Consider the following 11,609-nt stretch of genomic DNA (forward strand, 5'->3'; position numbering starts at 1 on the left):
ACGCCCTGCCAGCCACACTCCACCCGACGGTTCAAGATGGGGATGGGACACCGCTTGCTCTAGACGGAAAACCGCCGCGTGCCTTTAGCGGAATTGTTTTGCTGCCGAGTTCGGCGCGAAGACCTCGGATGAAGCTGAGAAGCGCTTGCTGCGGATCGGCGCCTTCGCCGGCGAGAACGGTCACGCCCCAGTTTCTGAGCACCGCCTTAGCAATTCCGCTAAAGGCACGCGGCGGTTTTCCGTCTAGAGCGTTTGATTGAAAGTGCTCCGGACAAGCCGCTTCACGGCGCACTCCACCGAATGCTCCCAGACGGGCATCGCCCGGCCGAAGGCCTGGGCCAGTTTGGCGCTGGACAGCGAGGAGTTGGCCGGACGGCGCGCGGGCGCGGGAAATGCCCCCGTCGTGATGTCGCGCACTTGCGCAAAGGGTCCGCCCTCTGCACGGCTCACCGAAAGAGCATGCCGCGCGAAATCGGCCCGGCACGTAAGGCCCGTACCGGCCAGGTGGTAGAGACCAAAAGCGGCGTCCATATCGGGTCGCTTCAGCTGCGCGGAAATATCGAGGATCCCATCGGCAAGGTCGATCGCCGACGACGGATTTCCCCACTGGTCCGCAACGACCGCGATTTCCTCACGCTCCTCGGCGAGCCTCAGGATGGTCTTGACGAAGTTCTTCCCGAAGGGACTGTAGAGCCAGCCGGTGCGCAGTATGAGGTGGCGGGGATTCGCCGCGGCAACGGCCCTTTCTCCGGCGAGCTTGGAGGCGCCGTAGACGCTAAGCGGAGCCGGTGTATCGGCCTCTGCATAGCTCCCCTGTTTGGTCCCGTCGAAGACATAATCGGTCGAAATATGGATGATCGGCACTCCGAGGCGCGCGGTCGCCTCAGCGACCGCGCCAGCCCCAGATGCATTGACTGCGAAAGCCGTCTCCGGCTCGCCTTCTGCCTGGTCCACGGCCGTATAGGCTGCCGCCGATACGACGAGGTCCGGCCGGCATCGCTCGATGGCCGGCAGGATCGTTGCCCGCTCTGCCAGATCGAGATGAGGCCGCCCGGTTGTGACGACTTCCACGTCCGGCAGCTCACGGGCCCGTTCGACGAGACTGAGGGCCAACTGGCCCCCGCAGCCCGTGACGACAATTCTCACGCGACGCTCCGCCGCTGCTCGCCCATGCGGTTGCCGGAATAGCGCTCGCGCCGGATCGGCTCCCACCACCACCTGTTTGCGAGGAACCAGTCGACCGTCTCGCTCAAGCCCGCCTCGAAGCTCCGCTTCGGCCTCCAGCCAAGCTCACGCTCGACTTTCGAAGGGTCGATCGCATAGCGCCGGTCGTGACCGGGCCGGTCAGGGACCAGAGTAATGAGATCCCGATAGCTGTCACCGCCCTGTCGCGGCAATCGGATGTCGAGCAGATCGCAGATGCTCTCCATGACCGACAGATTGTTGCGCTCGGCACGGGCGCCGATATTGTAGCTTTCCCCCGGCCGGCCCTGACTCATGACCAGCTCCAACGCGCTTGCGTGATCGTCGACATGGAGCCAGTCGCGGACATTCGCGCCCGAACCATAAAGCGGCAACGGCTTCTCCTCGATCGCGTTGATGATCGTCAGCGGGATAAGCTTCTCGGGGAAATGGAAGGGGCCGTAATTATTTGAGCAATTCGAAACCACCACCGGCAGACCGTAGGTGTGGTGCCACGCGCGTGCGAAATGATCCGCCGCCGCTTTGGAAGCCGCATAGGGGGACGAGGGTGCGTAGCGCGTCTCCTCGGAAAAGGTCCCGCGGTTGAACGGAAGATCGCCGAAAACCTCGTCGGTCGAAACATGGTGAAATCGGAAGCGTTCGTGCTGTTCGGGATTAAGCCCGGACCAGTAGGCCAGTGCTGCATTAAGCAGTCTGACCGTGCCGAGGACGTTGGTTTCCATAAAGAGGTCGGGAGCCTCGATCGAGCGGTCGACATGGCTCTCGGCAGCAAGATGCATGATCGCGTCGACACGCTCCCGCCGCATGATCTGCAGCAGAACCTGTTCGTCGCGGATATCGGCCCGGTAGAATGCATAACGCGGATTGCCTTCCACCGCCTGCAACGACGCAAGACTGCCGGCATAGGTCAGCTTGTCGACATTGACCACGCGCTCGGCCCCCCTTTGGATCAGGTGCCGGCAAACCGCCGAGCCGATGAAACCCGCGCCACCCGTTACCAAAACTCGCATGGCTACTCCCCTCATGCGGTGAACTCGAAAAGACTGGATTCGTTGAGCAATGGTGCGCCCCTGTCCTTCGCGGACAGTTGCAAGCGGTCGGCGGCCATCGGCCAGCCTATTCCGATCTCAGGGTCGTCGAAGCGGATCGCGCGCTCGTGTTCCGCGCTGTAATGCTCGCTCACCTTGTAGAGAACTTCCGTTTCCGACTCGAGGGTGACGAGCCCATGGGCGAAGCCGACGGGCACCAGGATCTGATTCCATTTTTCCGCCGACAGTTCGAGACCGACCCATTTAGCGAAGCTCGGCGAGCCTTTGCGGATATCGACCACGACATCGAACACCCGGCCTCGGACGACGCGGACGAGCTTCGCCTGGGCCTTGGGCGGAAGCTGATAGTGCAGGCCGCGCAGTGTGCCTGCGGCGGCCGAATAGGAATGGTTGTCCTGTACGAAGGTCAGTGCCACGCCGTGGGCGCCGAGCACTTCCGCGTTGTAGGTTTCCGAAAAGAAGCCCCGCTCGTCGCCGAACTTGCGCGGGACGATCTCAAGCACGCCATCGAGCCCCAAGGGCCGCACATCAAGCATCGGCAAGCTCCTTGATGCGCCGCCGCAGATAGATCGCATAGTCGTTTTTTCCGAGCAGGTCGGCACGCTCGAGCACTTGGTCCGCCGAGACGTAGCCGAGCTCGAAGGCGATCTCCTCGGGGCACATGATCTTGACGCCCTGCCGGTGCTCGATCGTGCGCACGAAAGAAGCGGCGTCGTGCAGGCTGTCATGCGTCCCCGTATCGAGCCAGGCATAGCCTCGCCCCAGACGGCAGACGTGGAGGTCGCCGCGCTCCAGATAGGCCCGGTTGACGTCGGTGATTTCCAACTCGCCGCGTGCTGAAGGTTTGATCGAAGAAGCGATGTCAAGCACGTTGTTTTCATAGAAATAAAGACCGGTGACGGCCCAGCTCGATCTCGCCCGTTCCGGTTTCTCCTCGATCGCCTCCGCCCGCCCGGTCTTTCCATCGAAACTGACGACGCCGTAGCGCTCGGGATCGTCCACTCTATAGGCGAAAATCGTGGCACCGCTCGGCCGGGCCGCGGCCTCGCTGCACAGCTCCGGCAGACCGGCGCCGTAGAAGATGTTGTCACCAAGGATAAGGGCCACGGCACTGCTGCCGATGAAGTCCCGGCCGATGATGAAAGCCTCGGCCAGCCCGTTCGGCTCCGGCTGCTCGGCATAGGAGATGGCCAGGCCGAACTGACTGCCGTCGCCAAGCAACTCCTCGAAAAGCGGCCGGTCCCTGGGCATGGTGATCACCAGTATCTCGCGAATGCCGGCCAGCATGAGCATGCCGAGTGGGTAATAGATCATCGGCTTGTCATGGACGGGGAGCAATTGTTTCGAAACCGAGATCGTCACCGGGTAGAGCCTGGTTCCCCGGCCGCCCGCAAGGATGATGCCCTTCATGCGCTCCCTCCGGTCGAAGCCATCATCGCGCTTGCGCTCCTGCACGATCGGCCGCTCCGATTGCCGCGGCGCCGGCGGGACTGAGCTTGTCACAGCGCCAGAGGCTATAGGACGGCTCGGTATCCCAGTCGTAATAATAGGCAGCCTTGAGGCGCCCGGCCTCGCCCAGCTCATCGAAGGCCGCGCGCATGGCGCCGATCGCTTCCCCCCGCGACCGGTCGTCGAGGGGGCAGGAGCGCGCCAGGTTGGCGATGCCCCATTCCGTGACCCAGCACGACTTTCCGGATGCGGCGGTCTGGCAGAAGTCGAGGAGACTTCTTACCCGCGCGGCGATGGCTGGCGCGGCTTTCCGTCCGGGATAGATGTGGATGCCATAGGCATCGACCAGTCCGTCGATGCCGCGTTCACGAAGAAGCGCGACAAATTCGCGAGGATCGAGCCTTTCCATCCCGCGCCTGTCGGCCTCCGCGGCGCTCATATCCGAAAGGCCGGCGGAAATGACGGCTGCGTCGCGGCTGTGCACGGTCTGGCGCACCTCCGATCGGCTGATCTCGAGCGCCCCGACGTAGTTGTCGAGGCCGCGCTCGAAGCGGGTCCGATCACGAAGCTCGGCAATGCTGCGCGGCGTCCGGGCGCCCGGCTCCGGATAGACGGCCAGATCGCCGTTGTAGCCGGCATAGTTTATCTCGTTTCCGGGCTCGATCGCCTCCAGACGAATGCCCAGAGCATCAATGCGCTGCAGCGCTTCGTGCAGTTCCTTGCGGTACCGGGGGAGATCCAGTTCCGATAGTCGGTGGACATCCCAGATGCGGCCGTGGCCCGTTCTCGGAACTGCGCTCCGCGGATAGTAACTTTTGTTGCCCAGCTGAATCTCGAGAAGGATGCGCAAACCCAGCCGGTGGGCGATCGCCAATGCCTCGATGCTCTTGTCCACCGGACGCGAAAGGGAAAGGCGGACATCGGTCGCCCCGCTTGCGGCGATGTCCGTCAGCACCTTCTCCTGCTCGCTCCGGGACAGCCAGGCGAGATTCATCCGATTGACCCCAATTCGCACCGCCGACGGCGCATCCGCATAAGCGGGAGCGGAAAGGACCAGCAACGCGGCAAGGAGCAGCGTTCCCGGCCCCGGCCTTCGGCGTCTGGAGCAGTTCGACTTTCCTCCGGGTCGCAGAAACGCTCCAACCGTTTGTTTCGCAGCAATTCCGGAGGGAACACCGCTCCGCATCGTTGCTGGGGTCGCCCTAGAGCCCGACATGTGCAAGGGCATTGCGGAAGTTGGCTTCACACGCCGAGTACCGGTCGATGACGGCCTGGGAGTCGATCTTGGAAAGGAAGCTCTGAAGATAGGCTTTCCTGTCCGGCTCCCGGTTCCAGACCGCCGCCTCCATATAGGGAAAGCCGATGAATTCCAGCATTTCCCGCATCCGGTCGTCGACCGCGATCATGAGTGACGGCACGCCGGCCTGCATGCCGATGATGCAGCCGTGAAAGCGACGGCCGAAGCAGAGATCGCGCGTGGAGACCCAGCTTCGCCACTGGTTGGTGTCGAAAAACACGAGGAGTTCGTGCTTGCGCTGCCATTTTTCCGAATGCTTGTAGGCGGTCTGGCCGGTGATGCGCCCGCTGGCGCGGTCGTAGACCGGCAAGTCGTCATCGACGGGGAGGGAAAGATTGTAGGCGACCACCTCGTCCTGGACGACATAGCTCGCCACGCTCTCCGGTTTCAGCAGCGCGTGGGCGTCGACGATCGTGTCGGCGACGCTCCCGAGATAGCCTCCGAAGGCGATCTTCTGGGAGGAGGCGAGATCCGGATTGGCGAGAGCGGTGAGCGAGCGTTTCATCTCTGCCGGTGCGAAGAAGAGCGACGGGCAGCCTGTCGGCTTGACGAACTTCATGCCCTGCTCCCTCAGGAACTCGGCCGTAAAATAGCCGCGGGTGAGGAAGAAGCTTTCCTTTTTCCTCAGCACCTCCAGGAATTTGAGCGTGCCGGCCGGCAGGTTTTCCTTCAGGCCTTCCCTCCGCTGGATGCCGATCCCCAGGATAACGACCGGCATCTTCAATTTCTCGAACACCTCCGCCTCGAGGTCGGCCGAGTAGCCGGGGCGCAGGAGATTGGCCGAGGCAAAGACGCAGATGTCGAATTCCTCGTTTAGGCGCTCATAGACGTCGTCGGAGTTCCGGCTGTTCACGAGATGCCAGAAGGGCAGATAGGTGACGTCATGCCCGCGCAGCGCATGGGCCGCGCCTTCGCCGATCAGGTAGTTGCCGGTATTGGCGATCTTCCTGACCTGGTCGATCAGCTCCTTCTTGGTTCTGACCTCGTCGAAATAGGGCCTATGGCGGACCTCCGCACCGGACACGCCCGCGACGGTTCGCTGCAGATAGGACGGGATTCCCGTAAGCAAGATACGCATCGATACACCTGAGATTAGAGCCAGCAAATGCCCATGAAATTATTGCCCGATCCCGATCTCCCTAAGGGCCGAGCGGAAGGTGCGCTCGCGATCGGAATATCTGTCGACCAGCTCGGACGCATTGAGACCGGACAGGTGGTCGGCAACGAACTCGGCCCGGTTTTCCGCTTTGTCGACCTCGGCGGCGTCGATCGCCGGCAGACCCGTGTAACCGAGCATCTCGCGCATCCGGTCGTCCACCGCCACCATGAGGCTCGGCACGGCTGCCTGCATGGCGATGATCGAGCCGTGGAAACGCCGGCCGAAATTGAAGTCCATCGAAGAGGCCCAGGCGCGCCACTGGTTGGTGTCGAAAAAGGTCCGAACGTCGAAGGGCGCTTTCAGCCTTTCGGTGCCCGGATAGTTCAGTTCGCCGAGCATGGCCCCGGAGGCGCAGTCGTAGACGCGCCCGTCGCCATTCGGTTCCACATTCATGTCGAAGTGGAGGAATTCGTCCTGGACGACATATTGGGGACGCGAGCCCTCGGGCGCCAGCGCCGCTGCGTCGACGATGCAATCGTGGTTGGCACCGAGATAGCCGGAAAAGATGGTCCGCGCCTTGCCGACCGGCACATTGGGTAACTTCTTCAGCGATGCGCGCATATTGTGCGGCATCAGATAGATGGAGGGGCAGCCGGTCGGTTGAACGTAAGAGAACCCTTGGTCCTTGAGGAAGCCCGCCGTCTCGAATCCACGCGTCAGGAAATAGTGCTCGCGCTCCTTCAGGACGTCCAGAAGCCGCTTCGTGCCCTCGGGAAGGCTGTTTTCGAGGTCTCTCCGGTTCTGCAGGCCGATGCCGAGCATGACGATCGGCATCTTCAGCTTGCCCAGCACTTCCGCTTCGGCATCCGCAGAAAGGCCCTTGCGCAGAAGGTTCGCGCAGGTGAAGACGCAGATGTCGAAATTGGCGTTGAACTCGTCGAGCCCGACGCCGTTCTGACTGCAATTATAGAGGTGCCAGAACGGTACCTGCTTGGCATGCGGCGCAATCGCGCGCAACGCCCCCTCGCCGATCAGGTAATTTCCCGTATTGCTGATATTACGAAGCTCCTGAAGAAACTCCTCCTTCGTCTCGGGCTGTTTCTGCCGCTCCGAATAGGAGACGGATAATCCCTGGGCACCGTTAGCGAGGCGCGTGTAATGACCAGGAATTCCCGTCACGAGGATTCGTGGACGCATGCAATCGACCCTTCTTCTTGAAACCGGCGGGGCCTCAGCCCACGGCCGCTACTCCGGGATTGGATGCCTCGCGCCCGCGGATGACCGTGGCGCGCGAAAGCGATGAATTGTTCACAGAGCGGTCGCACCAGCCGAGGAACTCGGAAAAGGAGGACGACCATGATCGGCGAGCCGCCGTTCTGAGGCATCCCTCCATGAGCGGCGCGAGCAGTTGACGGTTATGGGCGACCTCCTCGATCGCCTTCGCCATATCCCGCACGACCTGGGGATCGGCAGCGGCATCGATCAGAATGCCGTCCTCGCCATCGGTTATCAGCTCGTCGACGGCACCGACCGCGGTCGCGATCGGGACGCAGCCAAGTTGCTGCGCCTCGGCGATCATCAAGGGCGCACCCTCCCAGCGCGACGGCATCAGGAGGACATCGGCCCAGCCGAGTGCCTTGATCAGATCCTTGCTCGCAAAGACTGGCGGGCGCACCTCGACTCCGAGATCCCTCAGACGATCCGTCCAGGATATGGCAGCATCCGCGAGGATTTCCCCGCCGATCGCCCGGGCATCGAAGGGCACGCGCGAGGCCCGCAATTCGGCGAACGCCGCGGCCAGGCGATCGATCCCCTTCTGTTGATCGAGCCGGCCCATGTAGAGCACCCGGAGCCGGTCGTCCCGGCGTTCGATCCGCCTGATCGAGAGCACCTCCGAAAGGACCTTGGGCGGCACGGAAAAGCTCGCGCCATTCGGAACGGCAAAGATCTTTTCATGGGGAACGCCGAAGCTGTGCAGGTAGATCTTGAGCTGCTCCGAGCAGGTGAGGAATGCGTCATAGCAATGCTCGTGGGCGATCGCGGCGAAGGGCTGGCCGGCAGGCCTTTTGAAGGCGGTATTGTCGACGACGTGGAGGTAGCAGGCCGTGCGCGTCCCTTCCGAGCGCAATCGCGCGATGAGCGGGTGCACCGCCATGACGTGATTGTTGATAACGAGGTCGAAGCCGGAAAGCTGGCCTTTGAGCGCGGCCCAATCCACGTCGTGGCCCTCGGCAATGAAATCCTGCCCGACGAACGAGCCGGAGCCGCCCCAGGCAGGAATGCCTCCATCCCAGAAGTGAATATAGTCAAAGCTCTGGTCGAACTCGTCGATCACGTCCATCCGGGATGTGCCGAGCACGAAGAGATGGGTCTCGTAGCCCGCGGCCTTCAGCTCGCGCGAGGCCGCATATACGACTTTCTCGGCGCCGCCGAAGGATGCGTTCGGAACGAGAAGCGCAGCGGTTTTCTTCGTCCCATCGCCATGCCCGAGCGGCAGGACCGGTGAGCCGCCGATCTCGTGGCGAAGCGCCTTGTGAAGGTCGGAATAGGGAACGAGCCGTGCCGGGCGCCAGGTCCAGCGTTTGCCGGCGGTTCGCCGCAACGGGCTTGTCGCAATGGCATTGACGCAGTTGATCATCACCTGCTGGGGCGTAATGAGTGAACGGCGCGGCAGGCTTCTCGGAAAGGGGAAGCGCACCTTTAGAATTGCCGATGTCGGCCATACCTGCTGATTGCCGATGGAGGCGAACCAGTCCAGAGCCTTGTTATGGATGACGTCGCGCACGAGCGAAGTGGAAAGAAAGATCAGGTCGGCTGGCGCGAGATGCTGGGCGCCCGCCTCCAGGAAAACCGGCTCGATCTTGCGCTGCGCCGCATCGTTGCCGAGCTGAACGAAGACGACATTGGCCTTTTCGCTCAAGCGCTCCAGATGGGACAGCACGTTCGGCAGCATCCGGGATCGCAGCAGCAGGTCGAGCGTTGCGCCGCTTCCAGCGATCAGGTAGGGCGGAAAATGCACGTTGTCCGGCTCGCCGATGCTCGCCCAGAAGGCCGGAATGATGTCGTCGAGGCGGAGCCGCTTCGGTGGTTTGGTCGGGTCCGTAAAGAAGGAAATGGCGGCATCTTCCGTCCGCGCAAAGAGGTAACGCGGGCAGTCCTCGTGCTCGAAATCGACGAGCATGGGGCGCTGGAAAAGCGCTCGGTGGCGCTTTCTAAGAAAGCTCACCGAGGCAGCACGGTCGCGATTCGCTTCCTTGAAGCGGCTTTCTGCCCTTAGCCGGTATTCGAAGGTCGTATCGTGGCATGGCGCGCCGACGAAGCCGTGCTCGATGCAGGACAGCCAGAATTCCCAATCTTCGAAGCCGTTCTGCCTGTCGTCGTTGAAGCGAACCCCCGCCCGGAATACGTCGAGCGAGATCATGGATCCGGTATCGCAGATATTGTCGGTGATGCAGTGCAGGAGCCGCGAATAGCGATTTCCGTAATGGGCCCGCCAGCTGACCGAGAAAGTGTCGATATTGGTGTAGATCCAGCCGCAGCCGCTGGAGCGCAACTGCCGGTAGAGAGTCTCGATGGTTCCGGCCAGCACCCGATTGTCGGCATCGAGGAAATAGACGGCCTCGGCTTCCGGCATGTTCGCAAGCACGTAATCGATGGCGCGGTTGCGCGCCCCGCCCGGCCCTGCATTTGCTCCGAAAAGCACATGCACCGCCGGCTGGGCCGCCGCATAGAGCAGCAATTGGTCGAATGTCTCCTGTCGCGGATCACCATCGACGGAAACCACCACTGCCACCCGGCACTCGGTAATCCTGGAGGCGAGCACGGACTCGATCGCTTCCAGGACGAGGGCTGCATGGCCGTAGAGCGGCATCGCCACAACGATCAGGTCCGAGTTTTCCTTACTGCCGGACATTGGACGCCCCTGCGGACTGCTTTACCAACCGGAAGTCGGAGACTTTGAGCCACGAAAAATCGACCGTATCCGTCACCGCACGGCTCAGGATCATGAGATCCATCGGCTCGCGCACGGGCTTGTCCAGTTGAAAGTTGACATTGACCGCCTGTTCGGCAGTAACCTCGCGCCAGCCGCTGAAGAAGGCCGAGGGCTTGGCAGCGCCCTTGCGGGCAAGTTCCGCGACCTCCGAGCGCGCATTGGAGTTCGCCGGAGCGAGCAGGAAACTCACCGCCGCGGGTGCGCCCTTCGGGTGATCGATGATCGCGCTCGCGGAGAAGGAGATGGTGCCGGGTTCCACCGCACGGCCGATCGTCCCGGCGGAGATTCCGCTCGGCAGCGGATGGCAGACGACGGCGTTCTCGTGTTCGAGGAAACGTACGGTCTGGAATTCGGGAACGACGGGCGTGACGGACACGTCGACGATCTGGCTCAACAGCTCGGCCGCCAAGCGATAGTCCTCGATGAAATGACCTTCGAGCAAGGCGGTCGGAGCGATCATGTTCGGCATGCGCGTCGGCTTGACGCCGGGCAGACCCGTAAAGACCCGGAAGGCCAAGGGCCGGAGGTCGAGATCGGGGTGCGGAGTTTCCGAGCGGGCGGTATAGCGCTCGCTCGCAATCGGATAGCCGAGCGAGAGCCCTACGGTCTCCGTACCGGTCGTAGAGATCCTGAGCCGCAGCGTTCTCGCCGCGCCGCCGCAGGCGCGCGGCAGGGCGAAGAAGTTCCAGTCGGCGGCGAGCTGCGCATAGGGCACCGTCCACTCGGCCACCCCCTCGCCGTTTTCGACATAACCCAGCATGACGACCAGCTCGCCGGCGTCCCTCGGCACGGAATGGAAATGCAGCGCGACCCCCGCCACCCCAAGACTGGAGACCGGCAGAAGCTGTTCCACGCAGCCCGTTGCGAGGAGCTGCCCGATGCCCTCGTCCTTCGGGTCGGCATAGGGATCGTGAGCGAATATCTCCGCGACCGGCTCCCAGTTGCGCGCCTGAAAGGCATCTTCGAGCGCACGGTAATTCTCGAGCAGCGTTTCCCGCTCGCGTCGCAGAATGGCGAGCTCGGCGGTGATCGAGGCGGTGAAGCGGGAGAGCCGCCCTACTCCGCCCTCCACCAGCGACCGAACGAGCGCCAGGCTCTCCGCCCTGCCGGCCGCGTCGATCCGCTGAATCGGTATTTCGGGGATCGTGCCAAGTGCCTGGATCGACGCAAGCCCCTCTTTCAAATCGCTCTCCCCCTGATCCGAAAATGCAAGTGCGATCAGAGGAAAAGCATTCTGCAGCGGAAACCGCGACCCCGCATCCGGCTCCAGAAAATGGACCAGGTGCTCGATGCCGCTCCCTTCGACATCGTCCCGGTCCCGACCGGATGCCACGACCAGCCTTCGCTTCGCCGGCGACTGCCTCACGTTAGAAGACATCAACTCTTGCACGCAGAAACCCCAGAATAAATCGATTTATCCAGAAGATGTAACCTGAGAGTTCGGAAATATTCGCGCCCCAGAACCTCATATAAGGGGACCATATCGATGGATTCCGCAGTGCACAACAATAGATTCTT

Annotated in this window: 9 protein-coding genes and 1 pseudogene; all 10 read right to left on the reverse strand. The window is 62.5% G+C overall.

The window, feature by feature from the left end; all coding sequences use genetic code 11:
- Nucleotides 1-103: 103 nt before the first annotated feature.
- Nucleotides 104-214: pseudogene (locus tag SINAR_RS1000000138630) on the reverse strand (Sir2 family NAD-dependent protein deacetylase); the annotation flags it as partial.
- A gap of 29 nt (nucleotides 215-243) precedes the next feature.
- Nucleotides 244-1,146 carry a dTDP-4-dehydrorhamnose reductase gene (gene rfbD, locus SINAR_RS0103035; RefSeq protein WP_027997677.1) on the reverse strand — a complete coding sequence of 301 codons (903 nt, stop codon included), beginning with the start codon at nucleotides 1,144-1,146 and terminating at the stop codon, nucleotides 244-246.
- Nucleotides 1,143-2,213, reverse strand: coding sequence for a dTDP-glucose 4,6-dehydratase (rfbB, locus tag SINAR_RS0103040; protein WP_027997678.1), 1,071 nt, complete (start codon nucleotides 2,211-2,213; stop codon nucleotides 1,143-1,145). Before rfbB ends, rfbD begins: the two co-directional genes overlap by 4 nt.
- An 11-nt stretch (nucleotides 2,214-2,224) precedes the next feature.
- The gene (gene rfbC, locus SINAR_RS0103045) at nucleotides 2,225-2,788 is read right to left on the reverse strand and encodes a dTDP-4-dehydrorhamnose 3,5-epimerase (protein WP_027997679.1); all 564 of its coding nucleotides are present in this window, start codon (nucleotides 2,786-2,788) and stop codon (nucleotides 2,225-2,227) included.
- Nucleotides 2,781-3,662: a glucose-1-phosphate thymidylyltransferase RfbA gene (gene rfbA, locus SINAR_RS0103050; RefSeq protein WP_027997680.1), complete on the reverse strand. Its 882-nt coding sequence runs from the start codon at nucleotides 3,660-3,662 to the stop codon at nucleotides 2,781-2,783. Before rfbA ends, rfbC begins: the two co-directional genes overlap by 8 nt.
- Nucleotides 3,663-3,684: 22 nt before the next feature.
- Nucleotides 3,685-4,776, reverse strand: a complete 1,092-nt coding sequence (locus SINAR_RS0103055; protein WP_027997681.1) for a hypothetical protein — start codon at nucleotides 4,774-4,776, stop codon at nucleotides 3,685-3,687.
- 127 nt (nucleotides 4,777-4,903) lie between these two features.
- Nucleotides 4,904-6,076: a polysaccharide pyruvyl transferase family protein gene (locus tag SINAR_RS0103060; protein WP_027997682.1), complete on the reverse strand. Its 1,173-nt coding sequence runs from the start codon at nucleotides 6,074-6,076 to the stop codon at nucleotides 4,904-4,906.
- Nucleotides 6,077-6,115: 39 nt separating this feature from the next.
- On the reverse strand, nucleotides 6,116-7,294 hold the full coding sequence (locus SINAR_RS0103065) for a polysaccharide pyruvyl transferase family protein (protein ID WP_027997683.1): 1,179 nt from the start codon (nucleotides 7,292-7,294) through the stop codon (nucleotides 6,116-6,118).
- 34 nt (nucleotides 7,295-7,328) lie between these two features.
- Nucleotides 7,329-10,010 carry a glycosyltransferase gene (locus tag SINAR_RS0103070; protein WP_027997684.1) on the reverse strand — a complete coding sequence of 894 codons (2,682 nt, stop codon included), beginning with the start codon at nucleotides 10,008-10,010 and terminating at the stop codon, nucleotides 7,329-7,331.
- Nucleotides 9,997-11,469, reverse strand: a complete 1,473-nt coding sequence (locus SINAR_RS0103075) for a DUF6212 domain-containing protein (RefSeq protein WP_027997685.1) — start codon at nucleotides 11,467-11,469, stop codon at nucleotides 9,997-9,999. The genes SINAR_RS0103070 and SINAR_RS0103075 overlap by 14 nt, the downstream gene beginning before the upstream one ends.
- Nucleotides 11,470-11,609: the final 140 nt, after the last annotated feature.

Source organism: Sinorhizobium arboris LMG 14919 (genome assembly GCF_000427465.1).
In the GTDB taxonomy this organism is placed as follows: domain Bacteria; phylum Pseudomonadota; class Alphaproteobacteria; order Rhizobiales; family Rhizobiaceae; genus Sinorhizobium; species Sinorhizobium arboris.

Excerpts from the sequence above, each read along its gene's own strand:
- SINAR_RS0103075 (WP_027997685.1), bottom strand. The coding sequence starts at position 11,469 with ATGTCTTCTAACGTGAGGCAGTCGCCGGCGAAGCGAAGGCTGGTCGTG.
- rfbB (WP_027997678.1), bottom strand. The coding sequence starts at position 2,213 with ATGCGAGTTTTGGTAACGGGTGGCGCGGGTTTCATCGGCTCGGCGGTT.
- rfbA (WP_027997680.1), bottom strand. The coding sequence starts at position 3,662 with ATGAAGGGCATCATCCTTGCGGGCGGCCGGGGAACCAGGCTCTACCCG.
- SINAR_RS0103065 (WP_027997683.1), bottom strand. The coding sequence starts at position 7,294 with ATGCGTCCACGAATCCTCGTGACGGGAATTCCTGGTCATTACACGCGC.
- SINAR_RS0103070 (WP_027997684.1), bottom strand. The coding sequence starts at position 10,010 with ATGTCCGGCAGTAAGGAAAACTCGGACCTGATCGTTGTGGCGATGCCG.
- rfbC (WP_027997679.1), bottom strand. The coding sequence starts at position 2,788 with ATGCTTGATGTGCGGCCCTTGGGGCTCGATGGCGTGCTTGAGATCGTC.
- SINAR_RS0103060 (WP_027997682.1), bottom strand. The coding sequence starts at position 6,076 with ATGCGTATCTTGCTTACGGGAATCCCGTCCTATCTGCAGCGAACCGTC.